The sequence below is a fragment of the Phormidesmis priestleyi ULC007 genome (assembly GCF_003003695.1).
Taxonomy (GTDB): Bacteria; Cyanobacteriota; Cyanobacteriia; order Leptolyngbyales; family Leptolyngbyaceae; genus Phormidesmis_A; species Phormidesmis_A priestleyi_A.
On record NZ_PVWG01000023.1, the window covers coordinates 40,432 to 64,464 of the forward strand.

19 protein-coding genes and 1 CRISPR repeat array are annotated in these 24,033 nt (G+C 49.7%); of the genes, 10 read left to right on the plus strand and 9 right to left on the minus strand.

All coding sequences use genetic code 11. The annotated features are described in order from the left end of the window. Positions 1-190: 190 nt before the first annotated feature. Positions 191-3,423: direct repeats of the CRISPR family, unit length 37 nt; unit sequence GTAGCGGCGGCTTTCGGGCTGCTGCTTGAATTGAAAC. Positions 3,424-3,460: 37 nt separating this feature from the next. Further along, the gene (gene cax / locus C7B65_RS17475) at positions 3,461-4,561 is read right to left on the minus strand and encodes a calcium/proton exchanger (RefSeq protein ID WP_244913227.1); all 1,101 of its coding nucleotides are present in this window, start codon (positions 4,559-4,561) and stop codon (positions 3,461-3,463) included. An 87-nt stretch (positions 4,562-4,648) separates the two neighbouring features. Beyond that, the gene (locus C7B65_RS17480) at positions 4,649-5,281 is read right to left on the minus strand and encodes a carbonic anhydrase (protein WP_073073856.1); all 633 of its coding nucleotides are present in this window, start codon (positions 5,279-5,281) and stop codon (positions 4,649-4,651) included. Positions 5,282-5,573: 292 nt separating this feature from the next. Here C7B65_RS17480 and C7B65_RS17485 point away from each other — a divergent pair, with 292 nt between their 5' ends. The 6 genes from C7B65_RS17485 (at position 5,574) to C7B65_RS17510 (ending at position 8,864) form a co-directional block, all read left to right on the plus strand. Next, positions 5,574-6,185 (plus strand): TetR/AcrR family transcriptional regulator, encoded by a 612-nt coding sequence (locus tag C7B65_RS17485; RefSeq protein ID WP_073073858.1) that lies wholly within the window; start codon positions 5,574-5,576, stop codon positions 6,183-6,185. A gap of 144 nt (positions 6,186-6,329) precedes the next feature. After that, the gene (locus C7B65_RS17490; protein ID WP_223257432.1) at positions 6,330-7,184 is read left to right on the plus strand and encodes an urease accessory protein UreD; all 855 of its coding nucleotides are present in this window, start codon (positions 6,330-6,332) and stop codon (positions 7,182-7,184) included. An 8-nt stretch (positions 7,185-7,192) separates the two neighbouring features. Next, a complete protein-coding gene (locus tag C7B65_RS17495) occupies positions 7,193-7,501 on the plus strand; it encodes a nucleotidyltransferase family protein (RefSeq protein WP_073073859.1) in 309 nt (102 codons plus the stop codon). 60 nt (positions 7,502-7,561) lie between these two features. After that, the gene (gene ureA / locus C7B65_RS17500; RefSeq protein WP_073073861.1) at positions 7,562-7,864 is read left to right on the plus strand and encodes an urease subunit gamma; all 303 of its coding nucleotides are present in this window, start codon (positions 7,562-7,564) and stop codon (positions 7,862-7,864) included. 8 nt (positions 7,865-7,872) lie between these two features. After that, entirely contained in the window at positions 7,873-8,220 is a 348-nt protein-coding gene (locus C7B65_RS17505; protein WP_073073863.1) for an urease subunit beta, read from the plus strand. Positions 8,221-8,240: 20 nt separating this feature from the next. After that, positions 8,241-8,864 (plus strand): glutathione S-transferase family protein, encoded by a 624-nt coding sequence (locus tag C7B65_RS17510; RefSeq protein ID WP_073073864.1) that lies wholly within the window; start codon positions 8,241-8,243, stop codon positions 8,862-8,864. A 200-nt stretch (positions 8,865-9,064) separates the two neighbouring features. Here C7B65_RS17510 and C7B65_RS17515 read toward each other — a convergent pair whose 3' ends face one another. Then, complete coding sequence (locus tag C7B65_RS17515; RefSeq protein WP_223257433.1) at positions 9,065-12,205, minus strand: ATP-binding protein; 3,141 nt, start codon at positions 12,203-12,205, stop codon at positions 9,065-9,067. Between the two features lie 653 nt (positions 12,206-12,858). Here C7B65_RS17515 and coaD point away from each other — a divergent pair. Together coaD and C7B65_RS17525 are read left to right on the plus strand one after the other, a co-directional pair. After that, complete coding sequence (gene coaD / locus C7B65_RS17520; RefSeq protein ID WP_073073886.1) at positions 12,859-13,419, plus strand: pantetheine-phosphate adenylyltransferase; 561 nt, start codon at positions 12,859-12,861, stop codon at positions 13,417-13,419. Then, entirely contained in the window at positions 13,320-14,048 is a 729-nt protein-coding gene (locus C7B65_RS17525; protein WP_073073866.1) for a F0F1 ATP synthase subunit B, read from the plus strand. Before coaD ends, C7B65_RS17525 begins: the two co-directional genes overlap by 100 nt. A 22-nt stretch (positions 14,049-14,070) precedes the next feature. Here C7B65_RS17525 and C7B65_RS17530 read toward each other — a convergent pair whose 3' ends face one another. Together C7B65_RS17530 and C7B65_RS17535 are read right to left on the minus strand one after the other, a co-directional pair. Next, complete coding sequence (locus C7B65_RS17530; protein WP_073073867.1) at positions 14,071-14,679, minus strand: DUF4129 domain-containing protein; 609 nt, start codon at positions 14,677-14,679, stop codon at positions 14,071-14,073. A 90-nt stretch (positions 14,680-14,769) separates the two neighbouring features. Next, positions 14,770-15,387 (minus strand): CPP1-like family protein, encoded by a 618-nt coding sequence (locus tag C7B65_RS17535; protein WP_073073869.1) that lies wholly within the window; start codon positions 15,385-15,387, stop codon positions 14,770-14,772. Positions 15,388-15,611: 224 nt separating this feature from the next. Between C7B65_RS17535 and C7B65_RS17540 the strand changes: the two genes are divergently transcribed. Then, complete coding sequence (locus C7B65_RS17540) at positions 15,612-16,313, plus strand: response regulator transcription factor (protein WP_073073887.1); 702 nt, start codon at positions 15,612-15,614, stop codon at positions 16,311-16,313. A 573-nt stretch (positions 16,314-16,886) separates the two neighbouring features. Continuing rightward, positions 16,887-21,008 (plus strand): DUF4347 domain-containing protein, encoded by a 4,122-nt coding sequence (locus tag C7B65_RS29325; protein ID WP_106254081.1) that lies wholly within the window; start codon positions 16,887-16,889, stop codon positions 21,006-21,008. 105 nt (positions 21,009-21,113) lie between these two features. Here C7B65_RS29325 and C7B65_RS17550 read toward each other — a convergent pair whose 3' ends face one another. From C7B65_RS17550 to C7B65_RS17565, 4 genes are all read right to left on the minus strand, one after another. Further along, the gene (locus C7B65_RS17550) at positions 21,114-22,361 is read right to left on the minus strand and encodes a DNA repair exonuclease (protein WP_073073872.1); all 1,248 of its coding nucleotides are present in this window, start codon (positions 22,359-22,361) and stop codon (positions 21,114-21,116) included. Between the two features lie 58 nt (positions 22,362-22,419). Beyond that, complete coding sequence (locus C7B65_RS17555; protein WP_073073873.1) at positions 22,420-22,836, minus strand: DUF1499 domain-containing protein; 417 nt, start codon at positions 22,834-22,836, stop codon at positions 22,420-22,422. 255 nt (positions 22,837-23,091) lie between these two features. Continuing rightward, positions 23,092-23,337 carry a hypothetical protein gene (locus C7B65_RS17560; protein ID WP_073073875.1) on the minus strand — a complete coding sequence of 82 codons (246 nt, stop codon included), beginning with the start codon at positions 23,335-23,337 and terminating at the stop codon, positions 23,092-23,094. 121 nt (positions 23,338-23,458) lie between these two features. Then, complete coding sequence (locus tag C7B65_RS17565; protein WP_073073877.1) at positions 23,459-23,665, minus strand: hypothetical protein; 207 nt, start codon at positions 23,663-23,665, stop codon at positions 23,459-23,461. Positions 23,666-24,033 lie beyond the last annotated feature (368 nt).

Below are 24,033 nucleotides of genomic sequence, written 5' to 3' on the forward strand. Positions count from 1 at the left end.
TAGTTAGCTGAATGCGTTACTAGGCAATGGTTTGAGCCTATTTTGACGATAGGTGTTCCGCGCTCCGATTAATTAACTGGAAAGTAATGGAGTTTAATTATGTAATCTTGTTTGAGGATGACAACTTGTTTCGGGGTTCGCACGATCGACCTCTGAAACTATTAGTAGGACGGGATTTCTAGCTCCCACTGTAGCGGCGGCTTTCGGGCTGCTGCTTGAATTGAAACCTGTCTTCCCTCGTGGGTTTATTTCTGTGTCGATCCCGTAGCGGCGGCTTTCGGGCTGCTGCTTGAATTGAAACGGATTACCTGCTCTCAATGAGAAGCAGAAGTCAGGTAGCGGCGGCTTTCGGGCTGCTGCTTGAATTGAAACAACCTGTTTCGGTGCGTCGATCTTTCCCCGGAAGTAGCGGCGGCTTTCGGGCTGCTGCTTGAATTGAAACACCACATACTGACTGGGAAGCACATCCTCCTGAAGGTAGCGGCGGCTTTCGGGCTGCTGCTTGAATTGAAACAAGCAAAGCTTCACGGAAATTCGAGAGGGGAATTTTAAGGTAGCGGCGGCTTTCGGGCTGCTGCTTGAATTGAAACTGAACCAACAAAGCCAGGGAACAGAGAATCAAGTCGTAGCGGCGGCTTTCGGGCTGCTGCTTGAATTGAAACTGGAAATGTTTCGGCGATCGCTCTGGCTTTAAGTGGTAGCGGCGGCTTTCGGGCTGCTGCTTGAATTGAAACTCCTCGCATTCAGCGCAACACTCGCCCCACGATTAGGTAGCGGCGGCTTTCGGGCTGCTGCTTGAATTGAAACTCTAATATCATCGATAGGGGTTCGCACTTCAAAGCGTAGCGGCGGCTTTCGGGCTGCTGCTTGAATTGAAACGGTTAATCCGACGTGGTAGACGAGGACGCAGGTAGCGGCGGCTTTCGGGCTGCTGCTTGAATTGAAACCAGGATATTGTCATCGGGATTGACCCTGGCAAGAAGTAGCGGCGGCTTTCGGGCTGCTGCTTGAATTGAAACTCGCGAAACTAGACAAGATAAACTACCCCACCGCATAGACGTAGCGGCGGCTTTCGGGCTGCTGCTTGAATTGAAACTTCAGACCTGGGAGGAACAAACAGCAAGCGGTTTTAACGTAGCGGCGGCTTTCGGGCTGCTGCTTGAATTGAAACAGGGACAGGATGGATTCACGTCGGTTAATCCGACGTAGCGGCGGCTTTCGGGCTGCTGCTTGAATTGAAACGAATGGAGGGAAGAGAGCGATCGAGAATCTGTGCGGGTAGCGGCGGCTTTCGGGCTGCTGCTTGAATTGAAACATGAAGCTCGATCAGGCGATCGGTGGCTTCGGTGTGCGTAGCGGCGGCTTTCGGGCTGCTGCTTGAATTGAAACAAGAGTAGGCGCGATCGTAAAGCTGTTGTTATCTCGTAGCGGCGGCTTTCGGGCTGCTGCTTGAATTGAAACAGCCCCAACTCTTGACGAACGTTTTTGAAGGTGCGCCCGGTAGCGGCGGCTTTCGGGCTGCTGCTTGAATTGAAACCCCACTTGCGGAATGTGTACCTCATTCATCCCCGCCGTAGCGGCGGCTTTCGGGCTGCTGCTTGAATTGAAACAGCAACGCAGAGCGAAACACTTTCACCCCCCAGCACGTAGCGGCGGCTTTCGGGCTGCTGCTTGAATTGAAACTTGACTCACTGGCTAAATACATCGAGGCTTATAAACGTAGCGGCGGCTTTCGGGCTGCTGCTTGAATTGAAACATACAAATCCTTCATAAGTACAGTTAATTTGGAAGTAGCGGCGGCTTTCGGGCTGCTGCTTGAATTGAAACAGTTCTTTTTGCAACCGATCGCGCGCCGCATTCCCTGTAGCGGCGGCTTTCGGGCTGCTGCTTGAATTGAAACGCGCAACACAAACTTACGCAACTGATTGTAGACCGTAGCGGCGGCTTTCGGGCTGCTGCTTGAATTGAAACTGTCTAAAAATTTGCAGAATGTTGCCGAAGTCAAGTAGCGGCGGCTTTCGGGCTGCTGCTTGAATTGAAACGAGACCATTTCAGCCTCAAAGCCGCGCAGACGGAGTAGCGGCGGCTTTCGGGCTGCTGCTTGAATTGAAACAAAGCATCTTTGTCTTTGCCGTCTTTGCCACCATCGTAGCGGCGGCTTTCGGGCTGCTGCTTGAATTGAAACCGGCAAACCTTTTGCACCACTCAGGTTTGCAGCACTCGTAGCGGCGGCTTTCGGGCTGCTGCTTGAATTGAAACTTAGGAATTTACAGACAAGCGGTGGCTTGTTCAGCGTGTAGCGGCGGCTTTCGGGCTGCTGCTTGAATTGAAACACGACCTCAAGGGCGTTTACGAGTCGATCGAGCGGTAGCGGCGGCTTTCGGGCTGCTGCTTGAATTGAAACTTTCTCAAGACTCGATCGCTGCGAAAGTCTCTGAGGTAGCGGCGGCTTTCGGGCTGCTGCTTGAATTGAAACCTCTTGTTTGACTAAAAGATCCTGTTTCCTTTCAGGTAGCGGCGGCTTTCGGGCTGCTGCTTGAATTGAAACGGAAGAGTGAGAGTATTTTCGGAACTTTCTTGTAGCGTAGCGGCGGCTTTCGGGCTGCTGCTTGAATTGAAACAAGTGAAATGCCAAAGCGAAGACTGCTTTTAATGCGTAGCGGCGGCTTTCGGGCTGCTGCTTGAATTGAAACAGCTTAACTCTAGAGGTAGAAGAGGTGACTCTTGGTAGCGGCGGCTTTCGGGCTGCTGCTTGAATTGAAACGTGCAGATGCACGGTTAGAGGAGGAATCCAGCGAGTAGCGGCGGCTTTCGGGCTGCTGCTTGAATTGAAACTTTCTCTATGCTCCCTTTGCGATTGCCCAACTCGTAGCGGCGGCTTTCGGGCTGCTGCTTGAATTGAAACTGGCAGAGGCGACCGTGAATCGGCGGCTGGCTGCAATCAAGTAGCGGCGGCTTTCGGGCTGCTGCTTGAATTGAAACACTAACATCTTGAACGCGGGCAACTTGGGCGATGGCGTAGCGGCGGCTTTCGGGCTGCTGCTTGAATTGAAACGAAATCGTGGGCGGCTTGCAGTCGAGCGGCGTGAGTAGCGGCGGCTTTCGGGCTGCTGCTTGAATTGAAACCAATATAAGGAGCGGTCGAAGAGTGGGTAAGGCATCGGGAGTAGCGGCGGCTTTCGGGCTGCTGCTTGAATTGAAACTTCCAACACAAAGATCGAGAATTGAGGTTGATTGGGTAGCGGCGGCTTTCGGGCTGCTGCTTGAATTGAAACAGTGATTGGTCGGCGGGGGTTACAATCTCGATTCTCCCAGGTAGCGGCGGCTTTCGGGCTGCTGCTTGAATTGAAACAAGCCATGCAATCTTTGGCTTATTTAGAATCCACGTAGCGGCGGCTTTCGGGCTGCTGCTTGAATTGAAACGCTGCTTGAATTGAAATGAATTGAAATGAATTGGAACTTAAGCTGGATAGAAGTAAAAAGTAATTGCCAAAACAAGATAGGTTGCCAAGAGCAAGGCTCCTTCAAGCCAGTTTGATTTTCCGTCTGAGATCGTTGAGTTACTGAGTAACACAGCAACACCAACCGCGACCAACTCAAACGGGTTGAAGCTCAAATCCATCGGTTGACCCAAAACGAAACCTGCTAACACTAAAACCGGAGCCACAAACAGCGCAATTTGTAAACTCGACCCAACCGCAACTGCCATTGAAAGCTCCATCTTGTTTTTCATGGCGACGGTTACGGCAGTGGCGTGTTCTGCCGCGTTACCAATGATTGGCAGCAAAATCACTCCGGTAAACAGAGGGGTCAAACCTAACTGGGCGGTAGCTGCTTCCAAGGCACCCACGAGCAGTTCCGATTCGATCGCAACCAGCACTGTAATTCCCAGCAGCACCCCGACCCAAAACCACAGATGGCGCTGATCGTGAGAAGCCGATGTGGGTGTCGCCTCTGTGCTCTCGCAAGACTCGATCGCAGCTAACTCCAGGTTATATAGATGAGTATGCGTCCGCATCGAAAACAGCAGCATCAGCCCATACACTAAAATTAATACGATCGCGACTGCGCTAGAAAGACGCTGCATCGTAGGTTCAGGAATGCCACCTGCGAGCAGGTTTGCCGCAGTCGGGAGCAAAATGGCGATCACCGCAAGATTCAGCGAAGAAGCATTAACCCGTGCCGCCGTTTGATGAAACACTTGTTCTGGGTAGCGAAGCCCCCCAAGCAGCATCGAAAAACCTAGCACGAGCAACAAATTGCCGATGATCGAGCCAGTAATGGTGGCTTGAACGACATCAACTAACCCGGCTTTAAGTGCAATCAGGGCGATAATCAGTTCAGTAGCATTGCCAAACGTTGCATTCAAGAGACCGCCGATCGTCGCCCCCAAAACGACAGAAAGTTCTTCAGTCGCCGTTCCCATCCAGCCAGCGAGGGGCACGATCGCCAAACCTGAAGTGATGAAGACAGCAAGTTCTCCCCACCCTAAAAAGTGGGCAGCGATCGAGATTGGCACAAAGACCAACAGGGCCGTAAAAATGGATTCTTTAGTTAGCATCGTTGTAAACGATAGCAGACTTCTCTTCATCAAGAACCTGAAATGAGCGCGATCTTCAGCTTCTGAAAATTCTGGTAGCCACCAAGGCTAAGGCGTGGGGCAACTGGGGTAGAGGTGCCAGCCTTCGGTTGAAATATCTAGATCTTTGATCAGACCTGTTTGCAATTCGAGCACCCAACCATGAACTTGAGGCGCACGATCTTCCCGCAAGGCATTCCGCATAATTGAGGTTTGGTAGAGATTCTTGACTTGAGCTTTGACATTCAACTCAGCGAGGCGATTTAGTTTGCTTTCGCGGCTAGACAGTTCGTCAATTTCCTCTCGATTTTGCAGATACAGTTCTCGAATCGGGTTGACCCAGCTATCGACAAGCACTGCCGTGACTCCTTCAAAAGCAGCCTGAATCCCGCCGCAATAATAATGACCACAGACCAGAATGTGCTCAACATGCAGGTAGTCGATCGCATACTCCAAGATTGACAAAAGATTAATATCGGTTAGGCAAACCTGATTGGCAATATTGCGGTGGACAAAAACTTCACCCGGTTCGGTTTGCATAAACTGGGTCAGGGGTAAACGGCTATCTGAACACCCAATATAGAGATAGCGCGGGGTTTGTCCGACCGATAGAGTCTTGAAGTAGTTGGGATCAATTTGCTGCTGTTGAGCCGCCCACGATCGGTTATTCTGCAAGATCTCCTCAATGCGGCGATGATTCATCGTTTGTCGACAGTCATAAATGTAAAGAAGACTTTGAACGAAACCATGAACTACAAGCCGATCACGGCTTTAGAGACACAGCATAGAGTCTTTACTATAGTATCTGACTCCAGACGAACCCGATGCCTTTGGTTGACTATTCTCAGTCGTCTTATTTTGTAGAAAAAGACTGCTAAGAGCTTCGTCGCAAAAGATATCCCAGTTTTTTGTTACCTTCCAAAATAGACCGATCGGCTTTTTTGTGCAATTCTGAAAGAAGCTTGCCCCGCAATATGCGCCTGATTAAGAATCTATGGCAATTACCAATCGCCCCCCCCAAGCCGAAACCGAAACCCGAACTCGCATTCTTAAATCTGCGCTAAAGCTCTTTGCCCGTAATGGTTATGATGGCACCACGACCCGCGATTTAGCCGAACACGCTGGAGTCGCCGAAGGCACGCTGTTTCGTCATTTTGCCAATAAGAAAGCAATTTTGGTCGAGATTGCCACCCAGGGATGGATCGAGATTCTCACTGACCTCTTGACCGAGTTGAGCGAGATGGGCAGCTATCAGGCAGTGGCGCAAGTGATGCGGCGACGGATGCTGCACCTGCACCAAAACGCAGACATGCTCAAAGTTTGCTTTATGGAAGCGCAGTTTCATCCCGATTTGCGTGAACATATTCAGTCAGAAGTGATTAACAAAATGACTGATGTGGCAGAAGCTTTTTTTCAAACTGCGATGGATCGAGGCGTTTATCGTCAGATGAATCCTAAACTGGTGGCGCGAGTGTTTTTGGGCATGTTTGCGATCGCAGGCTTCAGTCAAGACACTATCATGCAACCCAATAGCTCCCCTGGTGAAATGAAGGAAATGGCAGAAGGGTTAGCCGATATTTTCTTAAACGGGGTCTTGGCACCTTAGCGATCGTGAATTAAATAAGACCCGGATTTGCCCTCACCCCAACCCTCTCCCCAAGGAGAGGGAGCATGAGTCGCGGTTCCTCTTCTCCTTGGGGAGTATGTCAAACCAAACTAATTGCAGTTGACCGTTAGCTCACTTTGTTCTGTGAATCAACCTCTCCCCGCTCTGACTGAGACAACCCCTACCGATTGGCATGGCAGCTTATGCCTGGAGTTTGCAAACCGTCAAGGTTCGACTCAACTCATTCACAGTCAGACAAAAGCACCTCTAAAGATACAACGCCCCTTTTATCCAGAGGGATCTGAGGTTTGTCATAGCGTGATTATGCACACGGCAGGCGGAATCGTGGGGGGCGATCGGCTGTCCCTCGATTTTCGCCTCAAATCTAAAGCTCACGCGCTGATCACTACGGCCGCCGCCAGCAAGATTTACAAAACCAACGGTAGAGAAGCCAGGCAAGTCGTTCAGGTAGACGTAGCCAGCGGAGCCTGCTTGGAGTGGTTTCCGCAGGAAACGATCGTCTTCAACCAAGCGGTCTATCGGCAGGAAATGCGGGTGAATCTCGCGCCTGATGCCACTTGGCTTGGTTGGGAAATTACCCGATTTGGTCGCAGTGCTAGGGGCGAACGGTTTATCGAAGGCGAGTGGCGATCGCACACTGAAGTTTGGCAGCACGATCGCCCGATTTGGGTCGATCGTCAGTGGCTTCCGGGCAGCGAGGCGTTAGTCACCAGTCTTCACGGGTTGGCAACCTGTCCTGTGGTGGGCAGTTTCGCCTGGATTGGGCGATCGATCGATCCAGAAATCATCGAAAAAGCGCGTTCTGTCTGGGCGGGTAACGGAGAAATCGGCGTGACTCGCTTGATGTCTGGGCTACTGTGTCGCTATCGAGGTCATTCTACAATGGAGGCGCGACAGTGGTTTATTGAAGTTTGGCGACTGGTGCGAGAGTTGTATTGCGATCGTGCTATCTGCGTTCCAAGAGTTTGGCAACAATAACGGAGGACATGATGAACCGCAAACTTCCGATTGAAATTCCTTCAGATAAAGTTGCTAGTTTTTGCGATCAATATCACATTCTGAAGTTATCTCTATTTGGTTCTATCTTACGAGAAGATTTCAACCCTGATAGTGATATAGATGTTCTAGTCGAGTTTGAACCGAATCATGTTCCTGGATTAATTCGATTAGCGGGCATGGAAATAGCGTTAACAGAAATCTTAGTCCGCAAAGTCGATTTGAGAACCCCTGAAGATTTGAGCCATCGTTTTCGCCAAAAAGTTCTTGACCTAGCTTTGGTACAGTATGTTCATTGACGATTCAGTTTTGTTAGCTGAACTTGAGACTATTGTTAGTAACGATACCCAAAAATAGAAATGCAATTAACTCCCCAAGAAAAAGACAAACTGTTGATTTTTACGGCGGCGCTGTTGGCAGAACGACGAAAAGATCGGGGCTTAAAGCTCAACTATCCAGAAGCGATCGCTTACATTTCTGCGGCAATTTTAGAAGGCGCACGAGAGGGTCGAACGGTTTCAGATCTGATGAGTTATGGCACCACATTGCTAACTCAAAATGATGTGATGGATGGCATTTCTGAAATGATTCACGATGTGCAAGTTGAAGCCACGTTTCCCGATGGAACAAAGCTGGTCACGGTTCACAATCCCATTCGTTGAGGTGATTTATGATTCCTGGAGAAATGTTTATTGATGACGGCGAGATCGAACTGAATGCAGGACGCGAAACCGTTAAACTCAACGTGGCTAATCAAGGCGATCGCCCGATTCAAATTGGCTCTCACTTTCACTTTTATGAGGTGAATTCGGCATTGGAGTTCGATCGAGAACGAGCGCGAGGAATGCGGTTAGACATTCCGGCTGGAACGGCAGTCAGGTTTGAACCGGGAGACGATCGAGAGATTACGCTAGTTCCGCTGGCTGGCACCCGCGAAGTGTATGGATTCAATGCCAAAATTGAAGGCGCACTAGACGGAAAATCCAAAAAAGCGAAGAAAAAATCCAAACACTCATAGTTTCAGGCGAACCAAATTTTATGTATCGACTTTATAGCTTTCCTCCTTCAGGTAACTGTTATAAGTTGCGATTGTTTTTAACGCAGCTTCAAATTCCATTTGAACTTGTCTCGGTCAATCTGCTCAATCAAGAAACTTATCTACCAGAGTTTTTGCAAAAAAATCCGAATGGGAAGGTGCCAGTTCTCGAAATAGAACCCGATGTATTTCTGACCGAATCGAATTCGATTTTGATCTATCTTGCTGAAGAAACTGATTTCTTTTCCCGCGATCGCTTAGAGCGAAATCAAATTCTAAAATGGCTATTTTTTGAGCAGTTTAGTTTAGGCGCAAATTTATCTCGTCCTCGGTTTTGGATCACAGTTGTTAAACAAGCCGAGCAGTTTGCGCCTCTGATTGCTTATCACCAACGCTTGGGCAACGCTGGACTAGGCGTGATGGAACAACATTTAACCACACACTCGTTTTTTGTCGGAGAACGCTACACGATCGCTGACATTGCCCTTTACTCCTATACTCATGTTGCCCATGAAGGCGGATATGACTTGAGCAAGTTTCCTAATATTCAAGAGTGGTGCGATCGGGTTCAGTCTCAGCCCAATCACATCCGAATTGATCAAAATTCTCGCTCCTTGTTAGGTTAACTTCTAAGAAACACCCTCTGGAACGCCCCCTAAATCCCCCACAAGTGAGGGACTTTGAACTGAAAATCTGGGTCTGAAGTCCCCCAGCATGGGGGATTTAGGGGGCACAAGCACTCTACAACGAAGCGAACAACCTCATCGAACTGACGTTAAAGTTAACCGCTCAAACTGGAAAGGAATACACGATAGCTAGGATCGCTCTAATCCATCCGTCTCTCTACCCACCTCGGCAACTCTACTCGAAACGTTGACCCTGCTGCTAACTGGCTTTCAACGCCAATCGTGCCGCCCATCATTTGCACCAGCCATTTGGTGATTGCCAGCCCTAGCCCAGTGCCCCCGTGACGGCGAGTGCTCGATTGGTCAAGCTGACGAAACTCCTCAAAAATGCGAACCAGGTCATCAGGCGCGATGCCGATTCCAGTATCACGAACTGAAATCACCAGCCGACCGTTTGCCAACCCCCAGACTTCGACCTCGATCGTCCCAACATCTGTGAACTTGATTGCGTTTGACAACAAGTTGACCAATACTTGGCGCAAACGCGCACTATCGTTAACTACCCAAGGGTCTTTAAGATGAGAGTTCACGCTTAAGAGCAACTGCTTTTGATCTGCCAGCGATCGTAACTCTGAAGTGGTTGCGGTCAAAAAATCAGAGAGATTAAATCGTTCCAGTTTTAGTTCTAACCGTCCGGCTTCAATTTTTGAGAGGTCAAGAATATCGTTAATCAGAGCTAACAAATTTTTGGCATTGTTGAGAATGCGATCGACCATTTCTAAGTGGACTGGGCGGAGTTGACTTTGCCGCAGCAAGAGTTGAGAAAACCCCATAATGGCGTTCATCGGAGTTCGCAACTCGTGAGACATGGTGGCTAAAAATTGTGACTTGAGTTGTGCCGCTTCGATAAGTCTGAGGTTTTGTGATTGGATCTGCTGACGCTGATTTTCTAACGCCTGATTTTGCTGCGCCAGAATTGCATTTTGCATCTCTAGCCGTTCTTCCCGTTCTTCTAGAGCATTGATTAGTTGAGCATTGTTCAGCGCGATCGCTGCTTGCTCTCCAAACGCGACCAGCATTCGCGAGTCATCTTCATCAAATGCGGTGTTGCCTTCCCAGTTTCCGATCGCAAGTACGCCTAAACGACCTGCTTGAGCCGACTCGATCGCCACTGCACAGAGAGACGAAGGCAGGTGATCAAGAGAAGCGTGAGGGGTCAGAAGTGAGTCATGATCGGGCGCGATCGGATGCGAACTGGGTTGAATTAAATGGGTCTTCCCTGTCACAAACACGCGTCCTAACAGTCCTTCTCCTGGCGAAAACGCTTCATTGATCGGGAATTCGTCCAAATCGAGTCCAGTTGTTGCGGTTAACTCTAGCTGTTGAGTTTGGGGATTTTGAAGCACAATCAACCCAAACTCAGCGTTAGGAATCGCATCACAAATCGCATCGATCATGGCTTGCAGCAATCCGGGTAGATCGGTCAAGCGCTGATTGAGTAAGTCGGTTAGGCGTTGCAATATTCTTAACTGTTGCTGTTGTTCGCCGAGAATGACGATCGCTTTGCGGAGGTTTTGTTCGGCTCTTTGAGTCGCTTGATAGAGACGAGCATTGTCAACGGCAAGCGCGGCTCGACGGGCAAGATCTTCTGCCAGTGATAGATCTGTTAAAGTGTAGTGTCGGTTTGACTCGACTAAAGCAAAGGTAATCACCCCCAAAATTCGCTCTCTGGCCAGTAGCGGCACTATCATGGCAGACCGAAATTTAAAGGCTTTTAATTGTTCATATTGTTCAGCATTTTGAGTCTGGTTGACCAACAGGTGATCAGAGACTTGGGGATAGAACTGTGACTGTCCAGTTTTCAACACGACTGCAATGCTGTCAGAAGAATTGAGATCGAGCGGGTAACGTTGTCGATAATCTTCAAAGGCAGCGACTTTCTGCGGATCTGAATGGAACAGGGCAACTAACTGGGTCTGCTCGTCTTGCAGCGTGTGAATCATGCACCAGTCTGCTAGATAAGGCACTGAGAGTTGAGCGAGATTTTCTAAAATAGTTGAAGCATCTAGAGAAGAGGTCAGTAACGTGCTGGCATTGGCTAGAAAGCGCTGAGAATCCTCGGCGCGTTTACGATCGGTGATATCTAAAAAGGCACCGACACAGCCCCGTGAGTTAAATGATTCATCAAATAGAGGGGCAACCTCTGACAAGAGTGTGACGCTTCTGCCATTCTGCTGCATCACCTCAAGTTCAACGCCGGAGATTGAAATGCCTAATTCCGCCGATCGCTGCATCGGTAACTCTGCTGCATCAAGTTCTCTGCCGTTTTGATAAATTTTGAAGGGAAGTTGCTCGGCATCAGAACGGCTTTTAGAGGCATTCTCTCCAAGTGCGATTCCTAACTGAGCGCTCATGCTAGCGTTAACTCTGATGTATTGACAAGCGGCATCTTCTGCGATGGCAATTCCGATTGGAATTACATCCAACAACGTTTGCAGTTCTGTAACTCGATGTTCTAGATCGCGATTTAGTTGAACGATCTTTTCTTGTGCCTGTTTGCGTTGCGTAATGTCACTCACAATGCCCGACATCCGAAAAAGCTGACCTTCCTGATTACATTGGGCTTTGCCTCGCGAGGTGCAGTCAATATAGTTGCCAGACCCGTGTTGCATCCTAAACTCAACATCAAACGGGGCGGACTGATGTAAATGCGCCCTTATGGCTTGTAAAACCCGATTTTGATCGTCTGGGTGAATGAGTTGAAAGAAAGCACTTTGAGCCGTTCCGAGGGTTTCTCGCGATCGCCCCACAATCTCTAACATGCGATCGTTACAAAACACCTCGTCGTCACAGATAGACCAGTCCCAAATGCCATCATTTGAGCCTTCTAACACCAGTCGATATCGCTCTTCACTCGCGCGGAGTTTTTGGGTTGCTGCGGCAGTTCTTTGCTCGGCTCGATTCACCCGCACCGCGCTCCATAAGCTGCGAGATAAGTTTTCTGGCAGCAGCTTGTTAGACAGATAATCATTTGCACCTGCCTTCATGAGTTCTACGGCAAGCTGCTCGTCGCCCTGCCCAGTCAGCACAATCAGCGCGATCGCAAATTCACAATGACGAATCTGTCTCACTAGACTTAGCGCATCACCATCTGGCAACTGATAGTTGATCAAGGCGCAATCAAAGACGGCTTGCTCTAAGATGGCGATCGCCGATGCACAGTTTTCTACCTCCACCGTCTCTCGAATTTTGACACCCGCAATCAGCAACGATCGACCCAGCGCCGTTCGAGCTACGGCATCATCGTCAACTAAAAGAATCTTGAGGGAGTCTTCTATCACAGCATTTCACACAACGTCTAAATATTTGTCTAAATATTTGATTGTTTAGGTAGATTTGAATCGTTTATCAACTCTCTTTTCTTTCAAAAATTTGACATCTGTAAATATTTGTTTTCTATAGCTTTACATACCTGATTAAAGAATCCATCGACCCTTAGTAGAATCGACCACTCTATCAAACGGAGGGAAACCCTCCACAGGGTTGAGCGCTTGCTGAAGGAACGGAGGTAACCAATTTCCGGTCAACAGAAGCTGGTACAATTTAACCAAGCGCGAGATCGGGGTGGCGACCCATACAAGATATCCATAGAGAGGCAGACTCTTTTGCAGTTTCGACTTCTGGTAATTCTTTTCTCTGTTCGTTAAGTCGGCTACCCCTTGTCGATATAAATTACGTATATATCATCCGTGACGGAAGTATTCTTGGTAAAGTAAGAAAATCCTCGGATGACTTAATATTCTTTTTAAGCATCAAAACGGGTTCTTGGGTAAAATTCAAGAAGGTTGCCGATGGGATAAGTGGTGCCCAACCAAGCTCCGCAATTTCTTTGCAAGCTTGTAGGGCGATCGCGCTCCGATCACTAACCTCCTAAAGAGGTAAGTTTCTCCTCGATTCTGCCTTTAAAATCCATAACGTACCGATTTACATTTGTGTGATTGCCATCTACCCCGGAAGCTTCGACCCGATTACGTTTGGGCACCTCGACATTATCAAGCGAGGCAGTCACCTCTTCGATCGGGTGATCGTGGCAGTGCTTCGCAACCCTAACAAGACCCCTCTTTTTACCATTCAAGACCGCATGCAGCAGATTCGTCGGGCAACTCAACCGCTTGCTAATGTAGAAGTTGATAGCTTTGAGGGGCTAACGGTGACTTATGCCAAACTTCGGGGTGCCAGCGCTCTGCTGCGGGGGTTACGCGCCATTTCTGACTTTGAGATGGAGTTGCAGATGGCACACATCAACAAAACCTTGTTCGATCAGATCGAGACGGTTTTTCTCACCACCTCCAATGAATATAGTTTTCTCAGCAGCAGTGTGGTTAAAGAAGTCGCCAAATTTGGCGGTGCGATCGATCACCTCGTCCCACAACACGTCGCCTTGGATATCTACAAATGCTACGCCAAGAATCCACTAGCACCAACCCCGACGGACTCCATCCCAGTCATGGAAGCGCCCAAAATCGACCCACCTACCGAGAAGATTCGCGAGTAGGCACACCCGACATTCAGCAAGAACTCAATCGGATCGAGGAGATGATTCTCGACAGCCCGCGTGTGCTTTGGAGTCGGCGCACCCTGATCGATGAGGAGCAATTTCTCGATCAGCTTGATTTGGTGCGATTGAGTCTGCCAGAAGCTTTTCACGAAGCAGAAGAAATCGTGCGTCAAAAAGACGAACTCTTGATGCAGGCAGAGCAATATGCCCATGAGTTGATCGAGGAGGCTGAACGCCGCGCCGCTCAAATCATGAATGAAACGGGGATCATTCATCAAGCCGAGCTAGAGGCGCAGCAGATTCGCGCTCAGTTGCAGCAAGAGTGTGAAGCGGTTCAAGAACAAACGATCGCTGAGATTGAACGCACTCGCCGTCAGGCCCAGCAAGATCTTGAAGAAATGCGGCGATTGGCGATCGAAGAATGTGAAGACATCCAAAACGGGGCCGATGGCTATGCCGATCGGGTGCTTCGTGATATGGAAGCGCAAATGGCAGAAATGCTGCGAATCGTCCGCAATGGTCGGCAACAGCTACAAATCAATCAGCCTGATGTGCAAGCATCTCGCGCCAAAGAAAGTGTAGGACGAGCCAACCAAGCAGGAAAGGGTGGAGAGCGAAAAAATTGAGTAAAAACTAGAACTGGCAGATTCAGACTTCTTCGCTCTTCAGTCGCTCAATTTCTTGGTAGGCACGTTGGCAGCGATTAAACACATCGGCTGAAATCACCCCATCGCCAAAGCACAGTTGCTCGTGGGTGCGAATCAACGTTTGATAAGCCTGAGATTGAGGAAGCGGTTGCACGACTTGCAAGTATTCGCCATCCGTCCGGCTGAATTGATGAGGCACCAGTTTCGTATCATTCAATCGTTGCAGCATCGCCATATAGAGCGCACGACAAGCCTCCCGATAGTTGCCCTGACGCTGAAACTCTTGCATCTGACGAATCCAGCCTGCAACCGATCGTTCCTCTTCTTTTGAGGCTGACTTGTGGAGTTGCCATTTCGCATCTTGGGCGGACGATCCCGCCCAATAAGGCGCAAGCAGCCGAACGAGTTGCCAACTTAACCAGAGCGTTGCCGAAAGCACGATCGCCCAAAACATCGCCTCCAAAAGCCAGGTTGGAAATGACCAGTTTGGAATCTGAGGCAGATTTGGGGAGTTTTGAGGAAATCGCGCCTCAATCCATTCTCCAACGCGCTGCGCCAACTGCTGAAGCTGCCAGCCCAAACTATTTTTGTCAAAGCTATCCGCAGCCATTCGGTGCTCCTTAACGTTGAAAAAGTCTCCGCCAGAATAAGTGCGTCACTTGAGTGACACACACACTGAGAAGACTTTATTATATTCTGTCTACTTTAAGAAGCTGCTGACTAGCCATAAAACCACAAACGTCACCAGGCTGACAAAGATCTCTGCCCCTAGCTGAACTGGGAGATAGACTTTTAGGAAGCTTTCTAGCACTGCACCGATCGCAAACCCTAACAGCAACCCACCCAAACCCAGCAGAACTGCCTTCCCCAACTTTCGCTCTTTGCGATAAAGGAAATACAAAGTAGACCCCACACTAACCGCCATTGCCAGTTGCAGCACAGCATCGGTCGGAGAAAGCACTACCAACCCACCTAAAAGAAACTGCACCCCGGCAGGCAAGGCAATATCGACTTTGCCCGGGGTATCGACCAAGTTTGTCAACCACTCAGGAGAACTCTTGGGCAGTGCAGGCATTGCCGAAGGAGATGCCTGAGCCAATTTTTCAGGGAAACGAATCCGATCGGGAACGGGAATCTTCCCTTCCTGACGCATTTTGAGGCGTTCCATTAACACCGAATCATAGGCAGCTTCTATCTCCAGTCGCTGCTTTTCATCACCCGCAGACGCTTCTAACAGCCGACTGCGGGCACTTTGGATCTCCTCAAAGGTTGCCCCTTCAGGGACTCCAAGCTTTTCGTAGGGATTTCGATCGCTCATCTGCTATTACTCCACCTTCTCTCCAAGGTAACTTAGCGCGACACGGGTCACAAGCTTTTTTGAGGAAACCGTAGCTTATCAAGCTATTCTAGTCAAAACCTGAGGCATACTAGTGCTGATGGCAAATTTATCCTGTGTAATACAGATATAGATATCATTCTATCTAGTTCTGCAAGTTACCCTTAGTTTCCACCACTACCCTCTCTCAACGCAAGGTTATGGTCATGGCTCCAGCCAAGATTCTCGTAGTAGACGATGATCCCGCAATTCGGAAGTTGATCCATCGCTATCTCACCCAGCAAAGCTACCAAATGGAGTCTGCTGAAGACGGTAAGACTGCCTTGGCGATGTTTGAGCAGTTCAACCCTGATCTCGTCATTCTAGATGTAAATCTTCCCGATGCCAATGGCTATAATCTCTGTCAAGAGATGCAGAGCCGCACGGGGGTGTTTGTGCTGATGTTAACCAGCCGCACTGATGAAGCAGACAAGATTCGCGGGTTTAGCCAAGGTGCCGATGACTACATCACTAAACCGTTTAGCCTGGGTGAATTAGGCGTTCGAGTCGGCGCAATTCTAAAACGTCAGAGAATTGTGACCACCGCCGAGCAGCAATGTCTCATATTTGACAAGCTGGCGATCGACCCTGTGCGCCGTGAGGTCAAGCTCAACGAAGACTTTGTGCCCTTGACCGCGCTGGAATTTGACTTACTTCACTTCTTGGCGAGTCATCCGGGTCGGGTGTGGCGACGAGCCGAATTGATTCAAGAAGTCTGGGACTACGAATACGTAGGCGATCAGCGTGTGGTGGATGTCCACATCGGTCAGATTCGCAAAAAGATTGAGATTGACACGAGTCAACCCGCGTTGATTCAAACCGTCCGTGGAGTTGGCTATAAGTTTGAGTCGCCGCCTGCTGCTGGCTAAGGATCGTGAACTACATAACTACAGGAATCTGCGTACGGGCATGGCACAGCCGTGCCCAATAGCGTTGCAAGTAACGAAATTATTTATCCACGATCCTTAATCCAACGTGAGTTCGACGAGTTTTTTCGCTTCGTTCTCAGCGGCTTCAGCCCCCTAAATCCCCCCATTTGGGGGACTTCAAGCCAAGATTTCTGGTTCAAAGTCCCCCAATTTTGGGGGATTTAGGGGGTTCTCCTGAATTCATAGTGCCTTCGGATCAGCAAAGCTGTTCAGAGTGAACCACTTCTATCGCACTCACATTCAGTTAAATTACTTAGAAAACTGTTTCGGTTTCAAATTGCTTATGGGAAATTACCGAGAATAAGTAACAGGGCGAAAGATTCACCAGAGACTAGTTTAGGGGATTTAAGCTTCATCGATAGTTTGCTTGAAATAGGGGTACTCTCAATAAGAATAAAACATTTAGATGTATCGGAAACTCTCCGTAGTAAAGCACGGTTGGCGATCGCAGCCCACAAAGCTACATCCGTCTCTGAATGTTGGCTTCATTTTTTATCCCTGGAAAGAAACCCAATGTCTTTTGAGCTTCCTCGATCGGCTACGTCTTCTGCTGATGTGCTGTCTACCGCTAACCTTACGCCTGTCTTAGACAAAGCCAGTTTGACTACTTCTTTAACGGGGTTGGGACGAGCTAATCAATCCCTTTTGTTTGTCGATCGATCGGTGGCTGACTATCAGCAGTTGGTGTCTGGGGTGGCACCGGGCACCGAAGTCCACATCCTCGACTCCAGCCAGGATGCTGTCACCCAAATTACCAACACGCTGCTGGGGCGGCACAACATCAGCAGTTTGCACATTGTTTCCCACGGGGAAGACGGTGGACTGGACTTTGGCAGTAGCGCCCTGAACCTGACCGATCTGCCGCAGTACGCCACCCAGCTCAAGTCCTGGAGCAAAGCGCTGACCAACGATGCGGACATTCTGCTCTACGGCTGTAACGTTGCCGAAGGCGAGCTCGGTCAAGCGTTTGTACAAATCATCAGCCAGTTAACTGAAGCTGATGTTGCTGCCTCTAACAATCTGACAGGGGACAGCACTCAGAGGGGTGACTGGACGCTAGAGTATCAGTCTGGGGAGATTGAAACGGTGGCACTGGCGGCAGCAAACTACCATTCGGTGCTGGCAAACTTCACGGTGATGAACACATCGGATGGTGGAGTCGGATCGTTGCGAGATGCCATTTCTCAGGCAAACAACCTTGCAGGAGCCGACACCATCACCTTTGATGCAACCACTTTTGCCACTGCCCAAACGATTCGTCTGCAATCAGAACTGGTGATCAACAGCGATGTGAGCATCACTGGAACCGGGCAGAGCAACCTGACAATTAATGGTGATGCCAACAATAGTGGCACGAATGATGTTGGGGATGTGCGGGCGTTGTTCATCAATTCTGGTACGGTAACACTGCAAGATCTAGCTGTTGCAGGTGGACGAGCCCAAGGCGGCAAGGGTGGCGATGGCTATAAAGGTGGCGGCGGCGGGGCTGGATTGGGCGGTGGCTTGCTGGTTAATAATGGCAACGTCACGCTCAATAGAGTTGTATTCAATGACAACCGAGCGATCGGTGGTCAAGGTGGAGCAGGTGTTATTAGCCAAACCTATAGTGGTGGTGGTGGTGGTGGTGTTAGCGGCAATGGCAGCAACACGAGTGGTGGTCCAGGTGCCTCTACTTCCAAGGGTGGTAACGGTGGCACTAGCGGCAACTTAGGTGGCAGTGTTGGCATTGGGGCGCTAGGCTCTGGCACTTCAGGCGCGACAAACGGAGGAACAGGTGCAGGCGGTGGTGGTGGGGCCTCAGTTCCCCCCTACAATATCAATGGAAACGGTGGTAATGGTGGGTTTGGCGGCGGCGGCGGCGGTACGGAGTATAATAACGGTGGCAATGGAGGTTTTGGTGGTGGTGGTGGTGGTGGAGCTACCGCGGCTGGTTTAGGTGGCAGGTTTGGTGGCCACAGTGGAGCAGGTGGGTTTAACTACGGCGGCGGCGGCGGTGCTGGCTTGGGCGGTGCCATTTTCGTTCGCGCTGGCTCCCTATCACTTAATACCGTTACCTTCACCAATAACAGTGCAGTTGGTGGTGCAGCAGGCAGTAACTTCGTTCAACCGGGTCAAGGTCAGGGCGGCGCAGTCTTTGTTTTCGATGGTACGCCTAGCCCTAACGGCAACAACGATGGAATACCTCCAACCACACCTACTGCAAGCGGAACCAATGTGTCTGGTAGCGGCAATACAGCAGCGAATGGAGGTGGTAGTCCCACTACCAACAACGGCTTCGGCATTAATTTTGCGATTGTTCCTCCCAATGCACTACCCAGCATTACCCAATCTAACAATGCTCTTTCCTACACTGAAAATGACTTAGCCACTGTTCTTGACACCACTGCCACCGTCACTGATGCTGATTCGGCTAATTTCGATACAGGTACGCTAACGGTGAGCTATAGCGCCAATGGCACGGTAGACGACAGACTCGCCATCCGCAACCAGGGCACCGGCACTGGAAAGATTGGCGTATCGGTCAGCAATGTCACCTATGGAGGCACCATCATTGGCACGTTCGCAGGCGGTACAGGCACCACACCATTGGTCATCACCTTCAACGCCAGCGCGACCCCTACTGCCGCCACTGCGTTACTGCAAAACCTTACCTATGCCAATGTGTCTGACGCACCGACTGCCTCTCGTACTGTGCAGCTAGTCATCACCGATGGCGATGGTGGCACCAGCACTGCCGTTACCAAAAACATTAATGTGACCGCTGTTAACGATGCGCCGACGATCAGCACTAACACGTTGAGCCTGAGTGAAGGTGGCAGTGTGGTGCTCTCTAGCAGCAATATCAACGCCACTGACCCCGACAATACCGCCGCCCAACTGACCTATAGCGCCACAAACGTGACAAATGGACGGTTTGAGTTTGTGAATGCGCCTGGAACGGCGATTACCAGCTTCACTCAGGCACAAATCAACTCGGGTGCCGTGCAATTTGTCCACGATGGCAGCGATACTCCTCCTGCTTACAGCTTGAGCCTCAGTGATGGTTCGGCAGTCAGCACCCCTAGCACGGTGGCGGTTCCCACTGGTGGACTCGCCAACGTCAACGATGCCCCGACCTTGACTAGTAATGCCACGCTAACAGCCGTTTCACAAGATACCACCAATCCCAGCGGTAGCAGCCTCACCAGCTTATTTGGCAGTCTGTTTAGTGACCCTGATACGGGTGCTAGTTTGAGTGGCTTGGCGATCGTCGGCAACACCGCCAACCCCAGCACCCAAGGACAATGGCAATACTCGATCAATGGCACCACCTGGACAAATGTCGGTGCCGTTGCCGAAGGTGCGACTGCCCTAGCGTTCTCGGCTAGCACCCTGGTGCGCTTTGTGCCCGTGACCAATTATTTCGGTACGCCGCCTGGCTTGACTGTTCGTGCCCTCGACAACACCTATAGCGGTGGGTTTACCACTGGCACCACACGACTGACGGTAGACACAACGAGCAAGGGTGGCACAACGGCAATTTCAGGTGGCACACCCGCTACTCTCAATACCAGCGTAACGGAGAGCTTGCCTAGCCTGCTGTGGCGCAACGGTAGCACTGGACAGGTTGCAGTTTGGCAACTGAACGGCTTTGCCTTACAAACCGGCTACTTTCTACCCTACGTGGTAGATGGTAGCTGGCAGATCTCGTCAGACAGCGCTGACTTTAACGGCGACGGCATTGCTGACATTCTGTGGCGCCACCAAGTGACCGGGGAGAACGTCATTTGGGAGATGAATAACACTGGTTTACAAAGTGGTTCCTTGATCTATCAAGTGGCAGATACCAATTGGCAGATTGCAGGCACTGCTGACTTCAACGACGATGGTAAATCGGACATTCTCTGGCGCAACAAGGCAAGCGGCGAAAACGCCATCTGGCAGATGAATGGCGCGGCGATCCAAAGCGCCGATGTGATCTATCGGGTAGCCGATACCAATTGGCAGATTGCGGGCACTGCTGACTTTGACGGCGACGGTAAATCGGACATTCTCTGGCGCAACAAGGCAAGTGGCGAAAACGCCATCTGGCAGATGAATGGCGCGGCGATCCAAAGCGCCGATGTGATCTATCGGGTAGCCGATACCAATTGGCAGATTGCGGGCACTGCTGACTTTGACGGCGACGGTAAATCGGACATTCTCTGGCGCAACAAGGCAAGTGGCGAAAACGCCATCTGGCAGATGAATGGCGCGGCGATCCAAAGCGCCGATGTGATCTATCGGGTAGCCGATACCAATTGGCAGATTGCGGGCACTGCTGACTTTGACGGCGACGGTAAATCGGACATTCTCTGGCGCAACAAGGCAAGTGGCGAAAACGCCATCTGGCAGATGAATGGCGCGGCGATCCAAAGCGCCGATGTGATCACCAGCCTCGCGGATGTGAACTGGCAGATTGCGGGCGTTGCTGACCTCGGCAGCGATCGCACACCCGATATCCTCTGGCGTAACCAGCAGACTGGGAAGGAGATGATCTGGAGAATGAGTGACTCCAGCTATGCACAAACTTATGAGCTGCCTGACGTGAGCGATCCCAACTGGATCGTGAAGCCTTTCGTGGCAGATTTAGAGACTGCTGACCTACTCCTGTAGAACCTAAGTCTCGCTGTTAAGGAAAGGGGTAGCTACACGATCGTGCAGCTACCCCTTTCCTAATGTCGGCATTCCCGTCGCAATCAGACTAGAAACAACGCCAAGTTAAGACTCCAGCAAGGTTTGCACAAAGTCATATAGCTCGACCTCGGACTGATCCTGCATCTGTAGATCTTTGAGGTCGATCAGTCCTTGTGCAAGCTCGGTCGATCGCCCTTTATAAGTGTTGTGAGCTGCCACCAAATCAGTAAAAACTTCTCGCTCAATGTGCAATCTTGACATTTCCTCTGACAAAGGAGAGGCATACTCAACCGTATCCACTTCATACTTCAGCAGAAAAATCAAGGCTCCTGTGAGTTCTTTGAGTTGCTGCTGAAGTTTCTTAGTATCGAGATCTAGGCGATCGAAGCCGACTTGTCCTTCGATTCGCAACTCTACCATCACAGCTTGATCAGGAACAATGCGCTGAGATTTGATCGCCGATTGCACTTGAGCGATCGCCGCTTCCTCAATTTGTTCTAGGCTTTCGTCGCCTCGTGCTTTGATCTGCAATCGCACCCAGGGTCGCTGATAATAATCTTGCTTAAGTTCGGCGTGAATGCCGTCTGGGGTTAGCTCGACTAGATAGACTCCGCGATCGTATTTTGACTCTTCGACGCTATTTGCCTCGGTCGAGCCGGGGTTAAACACCCACCCTTGTTCACTATAGTTTTTGTGAATGTGACCCAGCGCTAGATAGTCAATTCCTGCCTCTTTTAGCGGCAGCAAATCGTTATAGCGCAAGGCTCCCTGATATCGAGCAATCTGCCCTTCTAGCCCGTGATGAAACAGCATCACTGAGTAGCTCGGACTTGCGGGAAGCTGTTGAATTGCGTTGGCTAAAGACTCGATCGCTTTGGGTGCAGACGCGCCATACCACTGCGAACCCAACACCCGAACGCCGCAATCGAGATCGATGTAGCCCCCAGCTTCGCCATCCCACATTTCGTAGATCACCTGTCCGTCTACGGTTTCTGGCTCTAGCAGGATTATTAATTCATCTTGTGCCAAATATTTAAGCCAGTTGGTCTGAGTGCCATAGGGTCGATTGTCGTGGTTGCCTTCAATCACCATCACTGGAATCTGATGATCTTTGAGCATCTGAAAGCAAATCTTTGCTTGGTTGAGAACATTGGGCTGAATGGTGCGGTGCTCAAACAAGTCACCCGCAATCACCACAAAATCGACCTGAGCGTCGATCGCATATTTTTTCAGCGCATCTTCAAACGCCCTAAAGAAATCTTTGGTGCGCTCTTTGCTGTCGTAGCGATCGAAGCCCAGATGAACATCAGCTAAATGGAGAAAGCGTGGCATAGCAAATTAGTACTTCAGCATTAGTCTATGAGTCACTAACCCTCAAGATACCGCTAATTCACGCTGATGCCCCACTTCCAGCTAAAGCTGCCCGAATAGCTTCAACCCGTTGGCGATTGACTCCTAAATCAGATTTGCCTAGACGGGCTGCCGATCGCACGTGAATCACCCCCGCAGTTTTGTCTAAATAAAACTCGACATCATCGACAAATCCCATTAGTTTACTCGCAAACTCAGCATATAAGTAGTTCTCATTCTCCGTCACGATTTGAGTCCGAGGCATTGATTGAATGGTCTGCTTCAAATCAGCAAACGCTTTTTCTGGCGTTGACGTGTAGCGAATTGGGTCAATCTTGTGTCCGGCATCGGTGCTGAAACTGTTGACGCAATTGGGAGAGTCAGGGCAGGCTGCAAGCGCGCCGTTCTGAACCCCTAGATTATTAGGACGAGTGCCCGAAAATGAAAATAGTGCCATGAGTGGAGGGTGGGATAAATGGGTGGAAGATGCTGCGACTGTAGTTGAAAGAGATAGCCAGGTGACGATCGTCAAAACCAATGAGAGCAAAGAAGCCTGAATTCGCTTAAAAGATAAATACCGCATAAGAGATTTTTTTGACAGATTTAAACCGTTAAAAGCGCGAATTGTAGGGGCATGGCACTGCCGTGCCCATTGTCTTTGCAAGTAACCAATACTATTCAATCCACCATATGCAGTCTACCAAGGTTAGTTTTATGAATCGGAATTGAGGCGTTTAACCACCCAACTGGATGCGCCGCTTACGATCGCACCTGCCATGAGAATTCCGATCGCCGGGGTAAACACAGGCTCCCAAAGTTTATACCAAAGATCTAACCCCAACGGAACCTTAGCGCCGCGACCAATCACCGCCACCGTCAGCCACGCAAAGCTAAGCAGCACTAGAAACAGATCTAGCATCAACACAAAATTAAGCCATTTAAAGAACTGATCTTTCACGAGTTTTTTTTGCTCTCTGCTGCGGGGAAAGGTTCTTCTTTAGATTATCAAAAAAGAGGGCTGCCCCTGAAGTCAGAGCAGCCTTTTAAAGTCTATTTAATGTTTTATTGGTCGAGAATATCTACAACTCCTCAACGACTAAAAATTCTTTGTGATGCGATCGCTGTAGATTTTCTGGGTCTACATAATGACAGACCGAATCGCTGATGCAAATTACTGCCCAACCCGACTCCTGGATCTCCATCAGTCGATATCCTGAAGCTTGCTGAACAAAGTAACCTTTGTGATTGCGTGTTCCTGGTTTAACCCCAATATACTCAACAAACATGGCACTCGCTCCTTAAGTTAAGAACAGTTTGCATGAAAGGCTTTCACTCCTCTTCACAGTTGAAATTGGAATGGGTGAGTCGATGAATGGGAACCTTTTCAGATAGCAAGTGGCAGGTTTTTTGAATGCACTTCTCGCACGCAGCACTCAAAAATTATCCTGGATACTAACTGTAAAAGCGTGATGAAAATAGCTCATTACCTAATGTATTGAATACTAGCATTCCCTTTATGAGATATTCATTAAGTTATTAACATAGTGATTACGAAAGATAAACTTGAGTGTTGCAATCTAAGTAGGAGGGTGAAGTTAAATATAAGATAGGAAGACCCTCTAATTAACCCCTCCTTATGCCTGCTCCCCTCCGG